Annotated in this window: 20 protein-coding genes; 11 read left to right on the top strand and 9 right to left on the bottom strand. The window is 32.4% G+C overall.

Annotation, left to right across the window (positions count from 1 at the left end):
• Position 1: 1 nt before the first annotated feature.
• The gene (locus LPB87_RS04870) at positions 2-412 is read right to left on the bottom strand and encodes a 6-carboxytetrahydropterin synthase (protein ID WP_230605135.1); all 411 of its coding nucleotides are present in this window, start codon (positions 410-412) and stop codon (positions 2-4) included.
• A 12-nt stretch (positions 413-424) separates the two neighbouring features.
• Positions 425-952, bottom strand: coding sequence for an isopentenyl-diphosphate Delta-isomerase (gene idi / locus LPB87_RS04865; RefSeq protein ID WP_230605134.1), 528 nt, complete (start codon positions 950-952; stop codon positions 425-427).
• 288 nt (positions 953-1,240) lie between these two features.
• On the opposite strand from idi, the gene msrB reads away from it, so the two are divergent.
• The 4 genes from msrB to LPB87_RS04845 all read left to right on the top strand — a co-directional run bounded on the left by msrB (position 1,241) and on the right by LPB87_RS04845 (position 4,963).
• Positions 1,241-1,801: a peptide-methionine (R)-S-oxide reductase MsrB gene (msrB, locus tag LPB87_RS04860; protein ID WP_230605133.1), complete on the top strand. Its 561-nt coding sequence runs from the start codon at positions 1,241-1,243 to the stop codon at positions 1,799-1,801.
• 4 nt (positions 1,802-1,805) lie between these two features.
• Positions 1,806-2,414, top strand: coding sequence for a peptide-methionine (S)-S-oxide reductase MsrA (gene msrA, locus LPB87_RS04855; protein WP_129539721.1), 609 nt, complete (start codon positions 1,806-1,808; stop codon positions 2,412-2,414).
• Positions 2,415-2,536: 122 nt separating this feature from the next.
• Positions 2,537-3,955 (top strand): aminopeptidase P family protein, encoded by a 1,419-nt coding sequence (locus LPB87_RS04850; RefSeq protein WP_230605132.1) that lies wholly within the window; start codon positions 2,537-2,539, stop codon positions 3,953-3,955.
• A 48-nt stretch (positions 3,956-4,003) separates the two neighbouring features.
• Positions 4,004-4,963, top strand: coding sequence for a quinone oxidoreductase (locus LPB87_RS04845; protein WP_230605131.1), 960 nt, complete (start codon positions 4,004-4,006; stop codon positions 4,961-4,963).
• 205 nt (positions 4,964-5,168) lie between these two features.
• On the opposite strand, the gene LPB87_RS04840 is transcribed toward LPB87_RS04845, so the two are convergent.
• The 3 genes from LPB87_RS04840 to LPB87_RS04830 form a co-directional block, all read right to left on the bottom strand.
• Complete coding sequence (locus tag LPB87_RS04840; RefSeq protein ID WP_230605130.1) at positions 5,169-6,260, bottom strand: hypothetical protein; 1,092 nt, start codon at positions 6,258-6,260, stop codon at positions 5,169-5,171.
• A gap of 42 nt (positions 6,261-6,302) precedes the next feature.
• Entirely contained in the window at positions 6,303-7,001 is a 699-nt protein-coding gene (locus LPB87_RS04835; RefSeq protein ID WP_230605129.1) for an SMI1/KNR4 family protein, read from the bottom strand.
• Positions 7,002-7,114: 113 nt separating this feature from the next.
• Positions 7,115-8,674: an FAD-dependent protein gene (locus LPB87_RS04830; RefSeq protein ID WP_230605128.1), complete on the bottom strand. Its 1,560-nt coding sequence runs from the start codon at positions 8,672-8,674 to the stop codon at positions 7,115-7,117.
• 300 nt (positions 8,675-8,974) lie between these two features.
• On the opposite strand from LPB87_RS04830, the gene LPB87_RS04825 reads away from it, so the two are divergent.
• A complete protein-coding gene (locus tag LPB87_RS04825) occupies positions 8,975-9,220 on the top strand; it encodes a hypothetical protein (RefSeq protein ID WP_230605127.1) in 246 nt (81 codons plus the stop codon).
• 164 nt (positions 9,221-9,384) lie between these two features.
• Here the strand turns inward: LPB87_RS04825 and recQ are convergent, their stop codons facing one another.
• A complete protein-coding gene (gene recQ, locus LPB87_RS04820) occupies positions 9,385-11,580 on the bottom strand; it encodes a DNA helicase RecQ (protein ID WP_129539727.1) in 2,196 nt (731 codons plus the stop codon).
• A gap of 84 nt (positions 11,581-11,664) precedes the next feature.
• Here recQ and LPB87_RS04815 point away from each other — a divergent pair, with 84 nt between their 5' ends.
• The 4 genes from LPB87_RS04815 (at position 11,665) to lptB (ending at position 14,668) form a co-directional block, all read left to right on the top strand.
• Positions 11,665-12,630: a KpsF/GutQ family sugar-phosphate isomerase gene (locus LPB87_RS04815; RefSeq protein ID WP_230605126.1), complete on the top strand. Its 966-nt coding sequence runs from the start codon at positions 11,665-11,667 to the stop codon at positions 12,628-12,630.
• The gene (tatC, locus tag LPB87_RS04810) at positions 12,630-13,451 is read left to right on the top strand and encodes a twin-arginine translocase subunit TatC (RefSeq protein ID WP_129539728.1); all 822 of its coding nucleotides are present in this window, start codon (positions 12,630-12,632) and stop codon (positions 13,449-13,451) included. Before LPB87_RS04815 ends, tatC begins: the two co-directional genes overlap by 1 nt.
• On the top strand, positions 13,444-13,794 hold the full coding sequence (locus LPB87_RS04805) for a carboxymuconolactone decarboxylase family protein (RefSeq protein ID WP_230605125.1): 351 nt from the start codon (positions 13,444-13,446) through the stop codon (positions 13,792-13,794). Before tatC ends, LPB87_RS04805 begins: the two co-directional genes overlap by 8 nt.
• Positions 13,795-13,927: 133 nt before the next feature.
• Positions 13,928-14,668, top strand: coding sequence for an LPS export ABC transporter ATP-binding protein (gene lptB, locus LPB87_RS04800; protein WP_129539730.1), 741 nt, complete (start codon positions 13,928-13,930; stop codon positions 14,666-14,668).
• A 104-nt stretch (positions 14,669-14,772) separates the two neighbouring features.
• Here lptB and LPB87_RS04795 read toward each other — a convergent pair whose 3' ends face one another.
• Together LPB87_RS04795 and LPB87_RS04790 are read right to left on the bottom strand one after the other, a co-directional pair.
• On the bottom strand, positions 14,773-15,630 hold the full coding sequence (locus LPB87_RS04795; protein ID WP_129539731.1) for a glycoside hydrolase family 25 protein: 858 nt from the start codon (positions 15,628-15,630) through the stop codon (positions 14,773-14,775).
• A gap of 12 nt (positions 15,631-15,642) precedes the next feature.
• On the bottom strand, positions 15,643-16,359 hold the full coding sequence (locus LPB87_RS04790) for a CDP-alcohol phosphatidyltransferase family protein (protein WP_129539732.1): 717 nt from the start codon (positions 16,357-16,359) through the stop codon (positions 15,643-15,645).
• Between the two features lie 273 nt (positions 16,360-16,632).
• Between LPB87_RS04790 and LPB87_RS04785 the strand changes: the two genes are divergently transcribed.
• Both LPB87_RS04785 and LPB87_RS04780 read left to right on the top strand, forming a co-directional pair.
• The gene (locus LPB87_RS04785; protein WP_129541107.1) at positions 16,633-17,619 is read left to right on the top strand and encodes a PorV/PorQ family protein; all 987 of its coding nucleotides are present in this window, start codon (positions 16,633-16,635) and stop codon (positions 17,617-17,619) included.
• A 42-nt stretch (positions 17,620-17,661) separates the two neighbouring features.
• A complete protein-coding gene (locus LPB87_RS04780; RefSeq protein WP_230605124.1) occupies positions 17,662-18,801 on the top strand; it encodes a DUF4105 domain-containing protein in 1,140 nt (379 codons plus the stop codon).
• Here LPB87_RS04780 and LPB87_RS04775 read toward each other — a convergent pair whose 3' ends face one another.
• Positions 18,802-20,196 (bottom strand): exopolysaccharide biosynthesis polyprenyl glycosylphosphotransferase, encoded by a 1,395-nt coding sequence (locus LPB87_RS04775; RefSeq protein ID WP_230605123.1) that lies wholly within the window; start codon positions 20,194-20,196, stop codon positions 18,802-18,804.
• Between the last annotated feature and the right edge of the window lie 116 nt (positions 20,197-20,312).

Raw genomic sequence — 20,312 nt, 5'->3', positions numbered from 1 at the left:
TTTATTCTCCTTTATAGGTTACAAAATTACGAGCAGTTTCATATAACACGATTTCTAAATCAAAATCGGGATTTATTTTTTTTCTAATTTTATTCCATATCACTACTGCAATATGTTCTGCAGTTGGATTTAAATCTTGAAATTCTGGCACATCAAGATTAAGATTCTTATGATCAAATGGTAATTCTACTTCTTGATATATAATATCTGCCAATATTTTCACATCTATCACAAAACCTGTTTCTGGATCAACTTCTCCAGTAACACTAACAGTTAATTCATAATTATGACCATGAAAATTGGGATTATTACATTTCCCAAAAACGGCATCATTTTTCTCTGCAGTCCAATCTTTTCTATACAGTCGATGAGCAGCATTAAAATGTGCTTTCCTTGATATCGTTACTCTCATGTAGGTTTTGGTTTAAATTTTATGGTCTTCTAGAAAATGATAAAACTCGTCAAAAATTATTTTGAACCAAACAGTGTAAATTTCAGGATGTAATTGCATATCTGTTTTTACATCTTCTATTTTCATCCATTTCCAAGCTTCTACTTCTTCTGGGTTTATAGTAGGCATTCCATTATAACGTCCAATCATAACGTGATCCAATTCATGTTCTGTCAATCCGTTATCAAAAGGAGCTTTGTATATAAAATGAAAAAGTTCTTTAAGTGGCGTTTTAAACCCCATTTCTTCAAACAATCTTCGACTTCCTGCTTCGATATTAGTTTCCCCCTCTCGCTGATGACTACAACATGTATTAGTCCAAAGTAACGGAGAATGATATTTATGATGCGCACGTTGCTGTAACATGATTTCATTATTATCATTTAAAACAAAAACTGAAAATGCACGATGCAGAACCGCTTTTTCATGAGCTTCCATTTTTGGCATCAAGCCTATTTGCTCATCATTTTGATTAACTAATATTACGTTTTCTTCTATCATAATTGGTATTAAACACACAAAAATACGAAAAAAGAAATTGCTTTAGAGCCTAGAAAAAGTTTGTGAAAAGTTTAACGAGCCTTGCATTCAGTAAAATTTTAATTTTATATCATGATTATGAGTGTATTAAAGACATCCTGGCAGTAGTCTTTCATTTTAAAACTAAAATTGCTTTTTATACGTAAATAACAATAGTTAAAACTTACTTAAATACATAGTTATTTGTAAAGTGCACGACAATTCACCAATTAAAGACACCTTACTTTTACATCACTAAATCAATTAATTATGAAAACAAGAGCCCGCTTTTTAAGCTTATTATTTTTGCTTCCGCTGTTTATCTTTCAAGCCTGTGGACAAAATAAAAAAGAACAATATACATCAACAAAAAATAATCCTATGGAAAATAAAATCAGTAAACCTGATAATCCATATTACTCGAATACCGACACTACAAAACTAAATCTTACAGATGCTCAATGGAAAAAGGTATTACCTAATGATGTTTACGAAGTAATGAGACATGCCGATACCGAGAGACCTTTTACTGGAAAATACTGGAACACTGATGAAAAAGGAACCTATTATTGCGCAGCCTGCGGAAATAAACTTTTTAGATCTGGCGCCAAATTTTCAAGTAGTTGCGGATGGCCAAGCTTTTTTGAGCAAGAAAACAAAAAAAGTACTATTTACAAACAAGACAACTCACTAGGTATGGAAAGAACTGAGGTTCTTTGTGGTAGATGTGGTGGCCATTTAGGTCATTTATTTGATGATGGACCTGCTCCTACTGGAAAAAGATACTGCATGAATTCAATTGCACTTGACTTTATACCTGATAATAAATAACATTATGAAAAATACAATTTTAATTAGCCTTTTGATTCTATCATTTAATAGCTTTGGACAAACAAAAAAGCAATCCAACTACGACACTATTACACTTGGCGGAGGTTGCTATTGGTGTGTAGAAGCCGTTTATGAAAACTTAAATGGGGTAAAATCTGTTGTATCTGGATTTTCAGGAGGAAAAACTACAAATCCAAGTTATGAAGAAGTCTCAACAGGAAAAACTGGTTTCGCCGAAGTAGTTCAGATCACTTATGACAAAAACATAACAAACCTAGATGAGATTTTTAAAGTTTTTTTTACTGTACATGATCCCACAACATTAAACAGACAAGGTGCAGATGTAGGAAGTCAATATCGCTCTGTTATTTTTTACAAAAATGAAGAACAAAAAAATGCTGCAAATAACATCATAAACGCTTTAAAAAAAGCAAAAGTATATAATGATCCTATTGTTACCGCTGTAGAACCATTTACAAAGTTTTACAAAGCCGAAGACTATCATCAAAATTATTATGATAATAACAAAAACCAACCTTATTGTAAAATGGTTATTCAGCCAAAAATAGAAAAGTTTGAAAAAGTTTTTAAAGACAAATTAAAAAAGAAGTAATTATTAATTCACTAAGCCACTTACAAAAATAAGTGGCTTTTTTATTTTAAGAATCAAAAGGTAAAATTTCGTAATTTGCATCAATCTATAAGACAATGAACCTTTTAACCAAACCAAAAGAAATGAAACACCTATTCCTATCTCTTTTATTCTTATTGTTTTTCAACCAAAATAATGCACAAGAAAACATACCTACAGATTATCTTTCGAAAGAATTTCACAAAGACAGAAGAGAAGCTTTTAGAAATTTGATGCCCTTAAATTCTGTCGCAATAATTTTTTCGTATCCCGAAAGAAAATTCTCAAGAGATATTAATTATAATTTTCATCAAAATCCTGATTTATATTACCTAAGTGGTTACAAAGAACCAGATGCGGTTTTATTATTATTTAAGGAGACACAAGGGAGCGGTGATACTGCTTATAATGAAGTGTTTTTTGTTAGAGAAAAAAATACTGCCCATGAAATGTGGACAGGAAGACGTTTGGGCATAAATGGAACAAAATCTAAATTAGGATTTAAGGCAGTTTACAACGGAAAAGACTTCAAAGATTTTGATATTGATTTAAAAAAATTTGACAAACTCATTTATGATAAAATCCCAACCGACATTAGCAAAGACTCAAGTGGTTTCGACCTTTTTGGATTATTACAAACATTTAAGACAAAAGCTGCAATTACAAATGAAGATGTCAATTCTTTACTATTATTTGAAAACATCACAGCAACACTACGAGAAATAAAGACCCCTGAAGAGATTGATTTAATGCGTAAATCAGTTAAACTTTCCTGCATTGCACATAATGAAGTCATGAAAGCTATTACTGCTGATATGAGTGAAAATGAAGCCGATGGTATTCACGCTTATATTCACAGAAAGTATGGAGCAGAAGGAGAAGGCTACCCACCAATTGTGGGTGCTGGAGCCAATGGATGTATCTTGCATTATGGCGAAAATAATAGCACAAAAATAGACAATCAATTATTATTAATGGATGTAGGTTCAGAATACCATGGTTACTCTGCTGATGTAACCCGAACCATTCCCGCAAACGGAAAATTCACAGAAGAACAGAAAGCCATTTATCAATTGGTATATGATGCCCAAGAAGAAATTTTTAAAATCTGCAAAGAAGGAACCCCACTTGCAGATTTAAACATCAAGGCCAAAGAAGTTTTAGCCAAAGGACTACTTAAACTAGGAATCATCAATGATTTAAAAGAAGTAAACATCTACTACCCTCACGGATGTTCCCATTTTCTTGGCCTAGACGTTCACGATAAAGGAAATTATAAAGGCCCAACAAGCTTACTTAAAGAAAACATGATTATTACAGTAGAACCAGGGATTTACATTCCAGCAAATAGCAAATGCGATAAAAAATGGTGGAATATAGGCGTACGTATAGAAGATGACATTCTCATAAAAAAAGACTCCTACGAAAACCTATCTATCGATTCTCCTAGAAAATGGCAAGATATTGAGAAACTAGCTTCTCAAAAAAGCAAATTCAATGAATTCAATCTACCTAAACTATAAACAAAAATCACCCTCTTCATAAACTTTTACAGCTACAATTAAACAAAAATGAAAGCATTAACTTTTTCCACATTTGGCAATTCCGATGTACTCGAATACATTGATATCCCAGATCCGCAATTAAAACACGACGAAATTTTAGTCGAAATGAAAGCCATTGGATTAAACTTTGCAGATGTATATCGGCGAAAAGGAAACTATCACCTTAAAGGAAACCCTCCTTTTATAGCTGGTTACGAAGGTTCTGGAATCGTAATAAACACAAACAACCATTCCGAGTTCAAAATTGGAGACAGAATTGCCTTTGCTGATGTTCCTTTTGCAAATGCAGAACTCGTTGCCGTTAATGTAAATCATGTAATTCCGCTACCAGAAGCAATCGATTTTGAAACAGGAGCCTCTATTTTACTACAAGGATTAACCGCGCATTACCTTGCAACAGATAGTCACAAAACATTAAAAGGAGAAACTGTTATTATTCATGCTGTTGCCGGAGGAGTAGGACAATTCCTTACACAAATAAGCAAACTTTTGGGCGCAACCATAATTGGGTTAACCTCATCATCAGATAAAGCTAAAATCGCTATCGAGCAAGGAGCCGATTATGTATTCTTATACAATGATAACTGGAAAACATCAATTTTTAAAGTAGCACCAAATGGTGCCGATGTTGTTTACGATAGCATTGGCAGTACCTTAAATGATAGTTTCGAAGTAACCAAAAATTGTGGTCAAGTCGTATTTTTCGGAATGGCTGGTGGTGATCCTGAGCCAGTTGATCCAAGAATGCTTATGGATACTTCTAAAACATTAACTGGTGGCGATTTATGGAGTTATCTAACCACAAGAGAAGAAAGAATTAAAAGAGCTAATCAATTATTTACATGGATTATCGAAGGAAAAATTTCTCTTGCCACACCCACTTCCTTTAAGTTATCCGAAGGAAAACAAGCACATGATTATTTAGAAAGCCGAAAAAGCACAGGGAAAATAATTTTGATTCCGTAAATAATCTGGGCGTGCCACCAATATAAAAAGGGGCTAACTATTGCATCGCTTAGTCGCCCCTTTTTATATTGCTGTCGGGCTTTCACTGCTACTTCGGTAGCTTAGTTCTATCCCTCACGCGTAAACAGTTATCAGTCTCGGTTTTCACTTCTACAGACCTTTGTCAAAGTTTATATAAAACAATTCATGAATTCGTAGCAACAAGTTACAACTGTTCAACCTCAATCTTTGTCAATTCTGATAATTCTATGATTCTGGTAACATCACTTTTATTTGCCACAAAAAACAAATAATTATCTCCGTGCGTATCATAAGTCATTAATTCAAGACCTCTTTTTTCTAAAGCCGATTGAATATAAGGAAACAAATCGTGACTATACGTTTCTTCAGGATATTCAAAATTAAGATCCTCACCTATCATTTCAGAAATAAAATACTCAGCATCTTCAGGATCAAATTTCCAATCGCTGTTCCAACAATCGATACTTTCAAAAAAGGCCCATTGCCCTTCAACTATTGCATGATATTCAGTTACTCCTTTTTTAAAATTCTTTAAAAGTTTTTTCGATTGTTTTTGAACCAATTTTTCATCTACATCTCCTCTAGAAACCAATTCGATAAATTCTTCAAAAGTTTCCTGAGTAACCTCAACATCTTCAGGCAATAAATTTTCTTGCGAAGGAAGCGCGACGCTATCAGGTATTTCAATTTCCATATATTGACAAATCCCCTGCAAGATTCTTTCAAATTCTTTAAACCCTATTTTCTGAATTTCATTTTTAGGATTATTTACATCAATATATTCTGTATCTAAAATCCCTTTTGTATAATCCAAAAAATAACTGTTATTATATAAAATTCTGAAATCATTTGTCTCTAAACTATTAGTACAACAAAAGAAAATGATAAAATTATGCAAGACATGTTTTAGGTGTTTTTTTGATTCTGGAGTTGGCTCAGAATAAAACTGAATATGAATATAATCGTATTCTAATCTCTCTTGTATAACCTCTTCCGAAAGCACTCCGATATCAATCTTTTTATACAATTCATTTAAAACCTCATATGCATTCTTGAAACCATTTTTCTTGATTTCATCCCTTCCTTCTTCATGATCAAATGAACTTGGGAATGAATAAAAATTTACAGAAACAGTATCATGAACCCCTTTCATTTTAAATTCAACACTATTTACCTCGTTATATAAATAAGAGTAGATGGAATATATAACATCAAAAGAAACAATTGATTTTGGATCATTATTTCTGCCAAAAAAATTAGAAAAGAAATTTTTCATTACAATTTATTAAGTGATTTAATTTTTAAACGCTAATAAACGTTAATTATCTGAATACTCAAAACTAGCATCCATTTTATCAAATGGGATAATTTCAACTAATATCTTTTTTAATTCGACATCACTTAATAACCCTCTTTTAGTTTCTTTCGCTTTAGGCAATAAGATTTCATAGTCTATAATTTCTCGATTAAATATAGTCTGCAAAATATCATTTTGCTTATCCGTTAGGTACTTTTTATGAGTTTTAAGAACCTTATCAAGATTATCTTTAAACTCCTTGTCACTTACATCATTATAAATATCTTGATCAGACATATCTGTTAAAAGCATTCTAAAAATAAAATCCTGCATATTCTTTGCTAGATAATTTACTTCATTCGCATCATGCCAAACAAAAACCACAGGATTCTCTCCATTATTTTCTTCATTTAAAAAGAAACAATAATGATCTCCAGCTCCGCTTTGTCCGAATGGTATAAATTTGAATTCTTCTTTTATCTGACGATAATCCTCTGGATCTAATAACTCTTCTATTGCTTCATTTACATTATTGAGATCAAGCAACTCAAAATCATAAGAATGTAAAAGCAACGGAGGGTTTTCTTTTAATTTAGGATAAACAGTCAAATACCAATCAGGACCATATTCCCCAACAGTAAGCATCCCGTCTAGAGAAAGGTTCTTATAAATAATTGGATATGTAAATCCATATTTTTCTTCAATATCTAATAACATCATAATATATATTTAAAAAAAATTGCCTGGTAATTAAACCGTAATCTAAAATTACAATTTAACTACCAAGCAACTAAAATAAGAATATTTTTACCTCTATATAAGCATCCCGCAAATTATTTTAAAGCTTCGGCAATCATCAAAGCACATTTTTCTCCATCGATAGCTGCCGATATAATTCCGCCAGCATATCCAGCTCCTTCACCGCAAGGATACAACCCTTTTATCTGTAAATGCTCATAAGTTAATGGATCTCTCGGAATTCTTACTGGTGAAGATGTTCTGCTTTCTGGCGCATGAAGTATTGCTTCATTGGTTAAATAACCACGCATTGATTTACCAAATTCAGAAAAACCTTCACGTAATATTTGAGATAAGAAACCTGGAAAAACCTGTCCCATTTCTACCGAAGTAGTTCCAGGAACATAAGATGTTTTAGGAATATCCGATGAAACTTTATTTTGAGTAAAATCAACCATACGTTGTGCCGGAACTTTTTGAGTTTCTCCCGCCAAATGCCATGCTTTCTGTTCAATACTTTTTTGAAATTCCATTCCAGCCAAAGCTCCGAATTTAGCAAACGGCTTAAAATCTTCTAATTTTAACTCGATTACAATTCCAGAATTGGCTGTAGCCTGATCTCTTTTAGAAGGAGACCAACCATTGGTAACTACTTCACCAGGACTTGTAGCACAAGGGGCAATTACACCACCTGGACACATACAAAATGAATACATTCCTCTTCCTCCCACTTGTTTCACTATAGAATATGGCGCTGGAGGCAAATGCTCTCCACGGTAATCACAACTATATTGTATACTATCTATTAAAGATTGAGGATGCTCGGCTCTTACACCCAAGGCAAAAGGTTTAGCCTCAATAAAAATTTTCTTTCTATCTAATAATTCAAAAATATCACGAGCAGAATGCCCCGTTGCTAATATTAACTTATTAGCATTTATCATATCTCCTTTTTGAGTTACAACTCCTTGAACTTCGTTATTTTTCAAAAGAATATCAGTCACTCGGGTTTCAAATAAAACCTGGCCTCCATATTCAATAATTTTCTCTCTAATATCCTGAATAATCTTTGGTAACTTATTAGTTCCAATATGCGGATGCGCTTCTATCAAAATATCTTCAGAAGCCCCAAAAGCCACAAATAACTCAAGAATCCTTGTTACATCTCCACGTTTTTTTGAACGAGTATATAATTTACCATCTGAGTATGTTCCTGCCCCGCCTTCTCCAAAACAATAATTAGAATCTTCATTTACAAAATGCTCTGTGTTTATTGCTTTTAAATCTCTTCGGCGACCACGAACATCTTTTCCTCTTTCAAGTACAATTGGTTTCAATCCTAATTCTATTAATTGCAAAGCCGCAAAAAGACCCGCAGGACCTGCTCCCACAACAATTACTTCTTGTGCTCCCGATACATTTTTGTAATCTGGAATTTCAAATTTAACCGGTTTAAAAACTTCATTTTGCAAATAAATCATCACTTTCAGATTGATTTTTATTGCTTTCTGGCGGGCATCAATCGAACGCTTTAAAATAGATACATGTTGAATTTCCTTTGGAGAAACCTTAATTTGTTTCGACAAATGTTCTTTTAGCAACAACTCGTTTGCAGCTATTTCGGGCGATACTTGAAGTAAAAGTTCTCTTGGCATTTTGTTTTATTTATTCAATTAGCTTTTCTATTTATGAAAAGAACGTGCAAAAATAACATTTTGAACTGACTTTATATAATTAACCGCAAAGTGCGCTAAGTTTTTTTTAAAGTTATGTTTTTACAAAACACAAAGTTCGCAAAGCTAGATCAACACAAAGCTTTGCGAACTTTGTGTTTTCTATACATGAAATAAAATTAGCTCTTTGCGCACTTTGCGGTTAATTCCACAATAAGTTTTTCACTCTTCATAAGAAAGACTTTGTACCTTTGCCTCATTGAAACTTTGTACCTATAAATAATGTCAAGAAAAATAAAACTAATATGGGATTTCCGTGGTCCTGCCTCAGCAAAAACTGCAGAACATCATGAGATTCATTTAAAAGAATTCATTGCTATCGAAAAGCTACCTTTAAATATAACTGGATTTACAATCCTAAACGATATGTATGCTATTGCTTATATGGTTGTAACCGATGAAAACATGATTCAGGTACGTGATGCTTTAAAACCGCACCGAGGGGAAGTATTCCCTGAGACCACTTAGTTTTCAGTCACATTTTTCAGTCGCAGTACTGAACTTGATTCAAAACAACAGTTGCGGTTTTCAGTTGCAGTGCAGAACTTGAAACAAGAAAAAACTTGAAACAAAAAACAGTCGCAGTTATAATCTCAGTAAAACTGAAAACTAAAAACTGCGACTGTACACTTTTAATTAGCTACTTCGCTAATAAATTTTATTCGCATTAAGCGTAATTCATCGATATCATATTCTCCATCAAATTCTTTAAGAGCATCTTCTATTTTATCTGATTCTGATTCCATAAAGTATTCGTGAATTTCTTCTTGCTGATCGTCATCAAGCATATCATCTACCCAATATTTTATATTAAGTTTTGTTCCTGAATATACAATTTGCTCCATTTCTTTAATCAAGGCATCCATCGAAAGTCCTTTTGCTGAAGCAATATCATTAAGTGATAATTTTCGGTCGATGTTCTGGATAATGTATAATTTATTTACAGAATTAACTCCTGTAGATTTTACAACCAAGTCATCGGGACGAATAATATCGTTTTCTTCAACATACCTATTTATTAAGGCTACAAAATCTCCTCCATATTTTTTGGCTTTCCCTTCACCTACTCCATGAATATTATACAATTCGGCAATAGAGATTGGATATTTTAAAGCCATATCCTCGAGTGAAGGATCTTGAAAAACCACAAATGGAGGAACACCTAATTTCTTAGCAACTTTTTTTCGTAGTTCTCGTAACATCCCCATCAAAACTTCATCGGCAGTACCTCCTGATTTTGACGCCGTTACTATAGCTTCATCTTCACTTTCATTATATTCATGATCTTCTGACATCATAAACGAAACTGGTTTTTTAATAAAATCCAATCCTGCCTTGGTGATTTTTATGATTCCGTAGGTTTCTATATCTTTTGATAAATAGCCTGCTACTAATACTTGACGAAGTAATGCCATCCAGTATTTTTCGTCATGATCTGAACCTGACCCGAAATAAGATTGCGAATCAGTTCTGTGTGCTTTAATTACTGCATTTACACGTCCTATTAATGTAAATACTATTTCTTTAGATTTATAAATATGTTTTGTATCACGTACAATTTCCAATAATTTCACCACTTGATCTTTGGCTTCGATTTTGGTTTTCGGATTACGAACATTATCGTCCATATCGGCTCCTTCTCCTGTTTCGCTGTCGAATTCTTCTCCAAAATAATGAAGTAGGAACTTTCTTCGTGACATCGATGTTTCGGCGTAAGCCACCACTTCTTGCAACAAGGCAAATCCAATTTCTTGTTCAGCAACTGGTTTTCCTGACATGAATTTCTCTAATTTCTCTACATCTTTATAGGAGTAATATGCCAAGCAATGTCCTTCACCTCCATCTCGTCCAGCACGACCTGTTTCTTGGTAATAACTTTCGAGTGATTTTGGAATATCGTGATGTATTACAAAACGCACATCGGGTTTATCGATTCCCATTCCGAAAGCAATAGTTGCTACTACAACATCTACATCTTCCATAAGGAACATATCCTGATGTTTTGCTCTTGTTTTTGCATCTAGTCCTGCATGGTAAGGAACTGCACTAATTCCATTTACCTGCAAAACCTCTGCAATTGCTTCTACTTTTTTACGGCTTAAACAATATATAATTCCGGATTTTCCTTTGTGTTGTTTTATAAAACGAATAATATCCGATTCTATATTTTTAGTTTTCGTACGAACTTCGTAATATAAGTTTGGTCTGTTAAACGACGCCTTGAAAGTATTAGCGTCGGACATGTCAAGATTTTTTAAAATATCTTCTTGAACTTTCGGTGTAGCAGTTGCAGTAAGACCAATAATTGGTACATCACCCAACTGTTTAATAATATGTTTTAGATTTCTGTATTCAGGTCTAAAATCATGTCCCCATTCTGAAATACAATGCGCTTCATCGATAGCGACAAATGAAATAGGTACATTTTGAAGAAACTGAACATATTCTTCTTTGGTTAATGATTCGGGAGCAACATATAATAATTTTGTCAAACCAGAAGTAATGTCCTTTTTTACTTGAGCAATTTCTGTTTTGGTAAGTGAAGAATTCAGAACGTGAGCGATTCCGTTTTCTGAAGAGAGACTCCGAATAGCGTCTACTTGATTTTTCATCAAAGCAATTAAAGGAGATACAACTATTGCTGTTCCTTCCTGAATTAAAGCGGGCAATTGGTAGCAGAGCGATTTTCCTCCCCCAGTGGGCATAATGACAAAAGTATTTTTTTTATTGAGTATACTTTTTATAACCTCTTCTTGCAATCCCTTAAATTGGCTAAAGCCGAAATACTTCTTTAATTCTTTATGTATTTCAATTTCGTTTGAATTCATTCTTTATTTTATGGTATTTTGTATAAATTTGCATCAATAAAGATACAACTTTCTTTTACACTTACAAATTTTAACTATTCTGTTTTGATAACAAAAGAAAATATATTAGCTATTGCTAAAAAAACAATACTATCTGAAAGTGAAGCAATTGCAAAGCTAATAAATTTTTTAGATGAAAATTTCACTCAAGCTGTTCAACAGATATACGAAACAAAAGGTCGATTAGTAGTCACCGGAATAGGAAAAAGTGCAATAATTGCACAAAAAATGGTTGCCACTTTCAACTCTACTGGAACACCTTCATTATTTCTTCATGCCGCTGAAGCAATTCATGGTGACTTAGGAATGATTCAGAATGAAGATGTAATCATTTGCATCTCTAAAAGCGGTAACAGTCCAGAAATCAAAGTTTTAGTTCCGTTATTAAAACGTTTTGGCAATACACTAATTGCTATTACAGGAAACACAACTTCTTTTTTAGCAAAAGGCAGTGATCATGTCTTAAACACTACTGTTGAGATGGAAGCGTGCCCGATAAACCTAGCTCCAACCAATAGCACTACTGCTCAACTGGTAATGGGAGATGCTCTTGCGGTTTGTTTGATGGAAATGCGTGATTTTAAACCAGAAGACTTTGCTGTTTATCATCCAGGAGGCGCATTAGGGAAAAAACTTTTACTTCGTGTAAAAGACATGATTGAACATTCGTTAAAACCTGCTGTTGCCCCCGATTCTCCAATCAAAAAAGTTATATTTGAAATATCAGAAAAACGACTAGGTGTAACTGCTGTTGTAGAAAATGATAAAATAATCGGAATTATCACTGATGGTGATATCCGAAGAATGCTAAACGACAGAGATACTTTTGCCGATTTAACCGCAATAGACATTATGACTAAAAATCCAAAAATGGTATCATCAGATACAATGGCTGTCGACGCATTGAACATATTAGAAGATTTCTCAATTACGCAACTAATTGTTTCTGACAACGGAGAATACAAAGGCGTATTACACTTACATGACATTTTAAAAGAAGGAATCGTATAATGACAAAGAAAAAAAACCTAGGCGAAATGTCGTTCTTAGACCATCTTGAAGAATTAAGATGGCTATTAGTTAGAAGCACAACTGCCATAATCATAATGGCCTTTTTAACTTACTTTATAAGTGACTACTTATTTGACGTAATTATTTTCGGACCAACAAGACCAACTTTCTTCACCTACCAGTTTTTTTGTGAGTTATCGCATAAACTAGGATTTGCTGAGAACATTTGTATTACCGAAATGCCATTTATCATTCAGAATACGCAAATGGAGGGTCAGGTAAATGTCTTTGTATGGATGTGTATTTTAGCAGGATTCATCTTGAGTTTTCCATATATTTTATACGAAATATGGAAGTTTATTAGTCCAGCACTATACGAGAAAGAGCGTAAAAATGCCAAAGTATTCATTTTTGTTTCCTCATTACTTTTCTTTTTAGGCGTAATATTTGGCTATTTTGTAGTAATACCAATGTCTGTAAATTTCGTAGCGACTTTTACAGTAAGTGATATTGTAAAAAATCAATTCACACTAGAGTCTTATATGGGAATGGTAAAAACAAGTATCCTAGCTGGCGGACTATTTTTTGAGCTACCAATCGTTATTTATTTCCTTACAAAATTAGGATTGGTTACTCCTCGTTTTTTAAGAAAATACTGGAAATATGCTGTGATTATAATTTTAATTGTAGCAGCAATTGTAACTCCTCCAGATGTTGTGAGTCAGACAATTGTAGCTGTACCAATGTTACTAATATATGAATTGAGTATCTTCATTTCGGTACTTGTATATAAAAACCAAAACAAAGAATTAAATGTCTGATATCATTCAAGAATTTAACGATTATCGTTCTAAAATGAACGAGAAATTACTAGCAGATAACAACAAAATTGTAAAGCGAATTTTCAACCTAGACACTAACGCATATGCTGCAGGCGCTCTTGATGTTAAGACAAAAGAACTTTTAGGCTTAGTTGCCTCAGCCGTTTTACGTTGTGATGATTGTGTAAAATACCATCTTGAAACTAGTTTTAAAGAAGGTATCACCAAAGAAGAAATGATGGAAGCAATGGGAATAGCAACCTTAGTCGGTGGCACAATCGTAGTTCCTCATTTGCGAAGAGCATACGAATTTTGGGAAGCACTAGAAGAGCAAGGGAATTAGAAAGTGGGATAATTAGATAATTTTCTTGACAATATGTTAATTCATTTATTCTATTGATTTATTTTCTTTTATTTTGCTCATTGGAGATATAATTATCTCATTATCAAATTGACATATTATCTAATTAAAAAAAATGAAACTAAGAGCCGATAATTTAATCAAAACCTACAAAGGCCGTAGTGTAGTAAAAGGTATTTCTGTCGAGGTAAATCAAGGAGAAATAGTTGGCCTTTTGGGTCCAAATGGTGCTGGAAAAACCACATCATTTTATATGATTGTAGGATTGGTAAAACCCAACTCGGGTAATATTTATCTTGATGATTTAAACATCACCGATTACCCTATGTACAAAAGGGCACAGCACGGAATAGGGTATTTGGCACAAGAAGCATCTGTTTTTAGAAAACTAAGCATTGAAGACAATATATTAAGCGTACTACAATTAACAAAGTTATCCAAAGCAGAACAGGTGGCAAAAATGGAAAGCCTAATTGAAGAATTCAGCTTAGAACACATTCGTACTAACCGAGGGGATTTACTTTCGGGAGGAGAACGTCGTCGTACCGAAATTGCAAGAGCTCTTGCTACTGATCCTAAGTTTATCTTACTAGATGAGCCTTTTGCAGGAGTTGACCCTGTTGCCGTAGAGGACATTCAGCGAATTGTAGCTCAATTAAAAAATAAAAACATCGGAATCCTAATTACTGACCATAACGTACAAGAAACTCTTGCTATCACTGATAAAACATACCTAATGTTTGAAGGAGGTATCCTAAAAGCAGGTGTACCTGAAGAATTGGTAGAAGACGAAATGGTACGTCGTGTATATCTAGGTCAAAATTTTGAACTACGTAAGAAGAAATTGGAATTTTAAAACGAATTCATATTCAGTATCCAGTCGCAGTATTCGGTCTAAAAAAACTTGAATACTGCGATTTTTTTTTACTGAGACTGTAACCTTCAACTAAAAACTAAGACTTAATCGACTGTTATAAATTGTAATTGCTGTAAATCTCCGTTGTAGATATTTACATCTACTGTATGTTTAATTCCTGGCACAGTTGCTTTTTCTGTAAATTGCCAAAATAGCCAATCCTCATCGATTTTTTCTCTGTAAAAATTATAATTGGCTATCCAAAAAAGATAATCACTAAATTCTTCTTTTAAGAAATCATCATAATAACTTTCGCCTGAATAAATTATTGGGCGCACTTTATAATGTGCTTCAACCTTATCCAACCATCTTCTTAATCCCTTTTTCAAACTATCAAGAGATTGATTTTTCGGCAATCTTTCGATATCCAAAACGGGAGGTAAATCGCCTTTCTCTAGTTTAACTGTTTTAATAAACAGGTCTGCCTGCTCAATAGAATTTTCGTTTGGACGATAATAATGATACGCTCCACGAATTGTTTTATTTTTTTTAGCTCCTATCCAATTTCGTTTAAACTGATAATCTTTTCTATCTTTTCCAACAGTTGCTCTAATAAACACAAAATCTATAGGGTATTTTTGCTCTAAGGTATCAACATAAGACCAACTAATTTTTCCTTGATATTCGGACACATCTAATCCAATCGATTTACCTTTGTGATTTGCTAAAACCTGAAAATTTCTAACATCAGAAAGACGTTTATCATCGGTTTCTTTTTCGACAACTTTGTCTGTTTTAAAACTAAAGTAATAAGCTAAACCATTACGATAATGATAAACAGCTCCTAGAAAAAGACCTATAAAAATTGATACTATAAGAAACCGAAAAACGCGACCAAATGAACTACTTGATTTTGATTTACGATTTGAAGTTTGCTTTCTTTTAGTAACTTTTCTTTTCATTCAATAAAAAAACTACTTTTTAGAGAACTTATTGTTTATTACAGACAATAATACATAAGTAATAATTACTAATGGAATTCCTAGATATTTAAAGAAAATCAATAGCAATAATGAGAACACTAAAAACCCAACCTGTAAAGCATTATCTTTTAAATTGAATTTTTTAATTTTCAATGCAAACAAAGGAATTTCAGCATTTAAGATATAAGCACTAAATAATGCTATTGCCAATAAAATCCATTGATTTGTTAGAATTTCAAGAATCATCAATGAATCTGAATATTTCAAAACTAAAGGTAAACTCAAGATAAACAATGCATTTGCAGGAGTTGGCAGACCAATAAAAGAGTCCGTTTGACGTGTATCAATATTAAAATTTGCTAATCGATAGCAAGAGCCTAAAGTAACTATAAATCCTAAAAAGGGAGTAAATACAGGTCCTAATATATCATGAGAGCTTGAACTACTAATAAACAAGCTGTACATTACATAACCAGGCACAACACCACTAGTTACCATATCTGCCAATGAGTCTAATTGTAAACCAAGCGGGCTGGATACTTTGAATAATCTAGCGAAAAAACCATCAAAAAAATCAAAAAATATTCCTAAACAAACAAAATAGAAGGCCATTTCATAATCTAATTTAGAAACAAAAACAACTGCTATACAGCCACAGAAAAGATTAATTAATGTAATAGCGTTAGGAACATGTTTTTTAATATTCATTGCAAATATATTTTAAGTATGATAAACGACAAATTTACTATAATAACTGAATGACTTGTACGTTTTCATTAGAGTTTTTTACACAAAAGTGAGACTTTAGCATTATTTACTAAAAGGGATAAATAAGCTCAGTAAAATATTATATTTTTGATAAAAATTAAACAGACTTCGGTTTATAAAAATTAGCTCTTGAAGAAAATTTTATTGTTTTTACTGTTTTGTGTTTACACAACCAATTACAGCCAATCTGTTCGAAAATACTCTAATGAGTTTATGAATATTGGTGTTGATGCCGCAGCTCTCGCTATGTCGAGCGCAGTTGTTGCTTCTACTAAAGATGTAAATTCAGTTTACTGGAATCCAGCCGGATTAGCCAATTTAGAAGATCATCAAGTTGCTTTAATGCATGCAAATTATTTTGCCAATATTGCGCAATATGATTATATTGGCTATGCGAGTCCAATAGATGATCGAAGTGCATGGGGAATTTCATTAATTCGTTTTGGTGTAGATGACATTTTAAACACGACTGAATTAATCGATAGTCAGGGTAATATTGACTACAATCGAATTAGTCTTTTTTCGACTGCCGATTATGGTTTTACTTTTTCTTATGCTAGGAAATTACCTGTTGCAGGATTTCAATATGGAGTAAATGCTAAAGTTATCCGACGTATTATTGGAAAATTTGCTAACTCTTGGGGCTTTGGATTTGATTTAGGATTGCAATTTGAAAAGAATGACTGGCATTTTGGTTTAATGATACGCGATATCACAACGACTTATAATGTTTGGAATATTGATGAGAAAGAATACAAAAAAATATCGGATGCGATTCCTGGAGAAAATCAAGATTTACCCGAAAGCACCGAAATTACATTACCTAAAGCACAATTAGGTATTGCGAAAAAATTTATAATTAGATACGATTATAGTGTTTTGGTTGCTACAAATATGAATATGCGTTTTGAAAGAACAAAAGACATCGTTTCTAGTAACTTTGTTAGTATTGATCCTGCGTTAGGATTAGAGTTTGGTTATACTGACCTTGTTTTCTTAAGAGCTGGTGTTGGAAATTTTCAAAATGTAACACAATTAGACAATTCTGAAAAAGTTGGTTTTCAACCTAACATCGGACTCGGTTTTAAATACAAAGGTATTCAGGTAGATTATGCCTTAACGGATTTAGGAAATCAGAGTGCAGCTTTATATTCAAATATATTCTCGCTTAAAGTTGATTTAGGCGTATTTAGAAAATAAAAATATCAAAAGAGTATTGATAATTCATTTAAAAAAATATTTATGAAAACATATTCATCGAAAAAAACATTGTTACTACTTTTATTTTTTGTGTTTATCAACCATAGTTTTGGACAAAGTCTTGTATTGTCTAATGATGCCAAAGTTAGCGTTATAACTTGTGGTACTGGTAATGAATCCTATTCTCTTTTTGGTCATACAGCTATTCGAATCGAAGATTCTATCAATGCTATTGACTTAGTTTATAATTATGGAACTTTTGATTTCAGAACGCCAAACTTTGTTGCTAAATTCACAAAAGGGGACTTACAATATTATGCTACCGTACATCCATACATCGATTTTATAAATGAATACGATAATGACAAACGAAGTGTTTACGAACAAGAATTAAATATTCCGGAAAATCTGAAACAAAAGTTATTCGATAATTTAAATAAAACACTCCTATCAGAAGACAGATATTATACTTATAAATTTATTGATAAAAACTGTACTTCGATGGTTGTTGACGTTATCAACAAATCTCTTAACGGAACAGTAATCACAAAAAAGGGGGATAGAGACAAAACCTACCGAACAATTCTTTATCCTTACTTTGACGGACATTTTTATGAAAAATTAGGTATTAGTATCATTTTTGGAAAGAAAGTAGACGAATTAGGAACAAAAATATTCTTGCCTTTTGAGCTAAAAAACAGTTTAGCTAAAACAACTTTTCAGAATCACCCTTTAGTTAAAGAAACTAAAACTATTTTATCTTTTGATAAAGTGCCAAGTCACTCTTGGTGGAATAATTGGTACACTTACATTATTGTATTAGCATTTATCATCTTCATAAATAAAAGAAGTGTTGATAAATTTTATCTTTTAATAATGGGACTATTGGGTCTATTTTTCGTCTTTGTCAGTTTCTATTCTCTACACAAAGAATTAGAATACAATTACAACATCCTATTATTTAGTCCTTTCTTATTAATTCTTTTGGTTCTTAATCTCATGAAAAACAAAAAATGGACGTATCGTTTTTCATTAATACATCTAATTTCACTAATTACGTATGCGTTATTTATGATTAACAAAGCGTCATTCCTAATCGTTTTACCTTTGATTATAACTAGTGGAGTTGTCCTTATACGTATTGCTATTAAGAATAAGAAACCAATACCTATTATTATATAATTATTGTCCTCTATAAAATAAAACTGTAGTGATCGTTTTAAAGGTAATACTCATATCAAGGAAAATGCTTCTGTGCTTGATGTAATATAAATCGTATTGTAGTTTTATTAAACTTTCCTCTAATGATTCTCCATAGGGATAATTTACCTGTGCCCAACCTGTTAAACCTGGCTTTATAATATGTCTTGTTTCATAAAATGGCATGACCTGAGCAATCTCTTTTACAAAAAAAGGACGTTCTGGTCGGGGGCCTATAACTGCCATATCTCCTTTTATGACGTTAATAAACTGAGGTAATTCATCAATTCTCGATCTACGCATCATTTTACCAAAAGGAGTTATTCGGACATCATTTGTTCTAGCAAAAGCAACTCCTTTAGATTCGGAATTCTTTACCATTGTTCGGAACTTGTATATTTTAAAAACTGCCCCGTCTTTCCCTATTCTTTCTTGGGTATAAAAAAGTTCTCCCCTGTTTCCTATACAATTTCCAATAAAGATAAATGGTATTAAAATCAATCCCGTTAAGAGTCCAAACAAAGAAAAAACAAACTCAAAAAGACGTACAGCCACTAAATACAACTTGTTACTGTTGCTACGACTAAATGGAAAAAAGCGATAAAAGTCTCTCGCTATATATTGCAAAGCAATTCGTTGTGTCTTACTTTCGTATACTTGAGTATATTCTCTTATTATTTTACCCGACTCAAGTAAATGTAATAATTGCTTATATAAACCAGCAGTAATTCCGTCTGCCTTTTGTGATGCAATAACAATTTCTGAAACTCCATTTTCAAGAACAAATTCTTTTAACTCTTTCTTTTTAATTTCTTTTATATACCGATACACTATTGGATTCTTACTTAGAGTATCTAAGTTTACAAAGGCAATTATTTTATAATTAGGATCAACATTCTCTAATCCCAAAACTAATTCTTCTAATTGGTCTTGCTCACAAATTAAAACTACATTTTGAAAAAAACGATGTGAGGCAAGAAAGTAAACATAAAAAAAACGCCAAAAAAGGAGAACAAACAGTATCGTAAAATAGAATATAATTATCGAAACTCTTTGTTTTGGTAATTCTGGTGATAAAACTGGGGTTAGCAAATAAACCAAAACTGTAGTGGAAACAGTAATAACAGTACTTCTAAGTATTAGAAACTGATTACTTGCTACTTGCAAATTATACATTTCGAAAATTAGCCCAAAAGTATTGAGATATATTACCAATACAATTGCTCCAAGATAGTTAGTACTTAAAACATTAAAATAATGGTAATCAAAAACATGACCTAGAAAATACAATGCTACTAAGACAAAAAAAGAATCAAAAAATCGAAGAAGGACTTTTCGTTCTGATATATCAAAATGGATTTTATTTTTTTGAGGCATTAAAATTATATCAATTATGTTGTATGATTAAATTTACTAAATTAAATCATACAAGAGAAAATAATCTAAAATTAATCGCTCAGAATGCTTACTATAAATACTAGTCCTTTTTGCGT

It is taken from the genome of Flavobacterium sp. EDS (assembly GCF_020991525.1).
GTDB lineage: Bacteria > Bacteroidota > Bacteroidia > Flavobacteriales > Flavobacteriaceae > Flavobacterium.
The sequence above is the reverse complement of the archived record's forward strand: the minus strand, read 5'-3'. Positions and strand labels throughout refer to the sequence as shown.

Bases quoted from the DNA above. Each gene is read 5' to 3' on its own strand.
- LPB87_RS04870 (WP_230605135.1), bottom strand. From the start codon at position 412: ATGAGAGTAACGATATCAAGGAAAGCACATTTTAATGCTGCTCATCGA.
- idi (WP_230605134.1), bottom strand. From the start codon at position 952: ATGATAGAAGAAAACGTAATATTAGTTAATCAAAATGATGAGCAAATA.
- msrB (WP_230605133.1), top strand. From the start codon at position 1,241: ATGAAAACAAGAGCCCGCTTTTTAAGCTTATTATTTTTGCTTCCGCTG.
- msrA (WP_129539721.1), top strand. From the start codon at position 1,806: ATGAAAAATACAATTTTAATTAGCCTTTTGATTCTATCATTTAATAGC.
- LPB87_RS04850 (WP_230605132.1), top strand. From the start codon at position 2,537: ATGAAACACCTATTCCTATCTCTTTTATTCTTATTGTTTTTCAACCAA.
- LPB87_RS04845 (WP_230605131.1), top strand. From the start codon at position 4,004: ATGAAAGCATTAACTTTTTCCACATTTGGCAATTCCGATGTACTCGAA.
- LPB87_RS04840 (WP_230605130.1), bottom strand. From the start codon at position 6,260: ATGAAAAATTTCTTTTCTAATTTTTTTGGCAGAAATAATGATCCAAAA.
- LPB87_RS04835 (WP_230605129.1), bottom strand. From the start codon at position 7,001: ATGATGTTATTAGATATTGAAGAAAAATATGGATTTACATATCCAATT.
- LPB87_RS04830 (WP_230605128.1), bottom strand. From the start codon at position 8,674: ATGCCAAGAGAACTTTTACTTCAAGTATCGCCCGAAATAGCTGCAAAC.
- LPB87_RS04825 (WP_230605127.1), top strand. From the start codon at position 8,975: ATGTCAAGAAAAATAAAACTAATATGGGATTTCCGTGGTCCTGCCTCA.
- recQ (WP_129539727.1), bottom strand. From the start codon at position 11,580: ATGAATTCAAACGAAATTGAAATACATAAAGAATTAAAGAAGTATTTC.
- tatC (WP_129539728.1), top strand. From the start codon at position 12,630: ATGACAAAGAAAAAAAACCTAGGCGAAATGTCGTTCTTAGACCATCTT.
- LPB87_RS04805 (WP_230605125.1), top strand. From the start codon at position 13,444: ATGTCTGATATCATTCAAGAATTTAACGATTATCGTTCTAAAATGAAC.
- lptB (WP_129539730.1), top strand. From the start codon at position 13,928: ATGAAACTAAGAGCCGATAATTTAATCAAAACCTACAAAGGCCGTAGT.
- LPB87_RS04795 (WP_129539731.1), bottom strand. From the start codon at position 15,630: ATGAAAAGAAAAGTTACTAAAAGAAAGCAAACTTCAAATCGTAAATCA.
- LPB87_RS04790 (WP_129539732.1), bottom strand. From the start codon at position 16,359: ATGAATATTAAAAAACATGTTCCTAACGCTATTACATTAATTAATCTT.
- LPB87_RS04785 (WP_129541107.1), top strand. From the start codon at position 16,633: ATGAATATTGGTGTTGATGCCGCAGCTCTCGCTATGTCGAGCGCAGTT.
- LPB87_RS04780 (WP_230605124.1), top strand. From the start codon at position 17,662: ATGAAAACATATTCATCGAAAAAAACATTGTTACTACTTTTATTTTTT.
- LPB87_RS04775 (WP_230605123.1), bottom strand. From the start codon at position 20,196: ATGCCTCAAAAAAATAAAATCCATTTTGATATATCAGAACGAAAAGTC.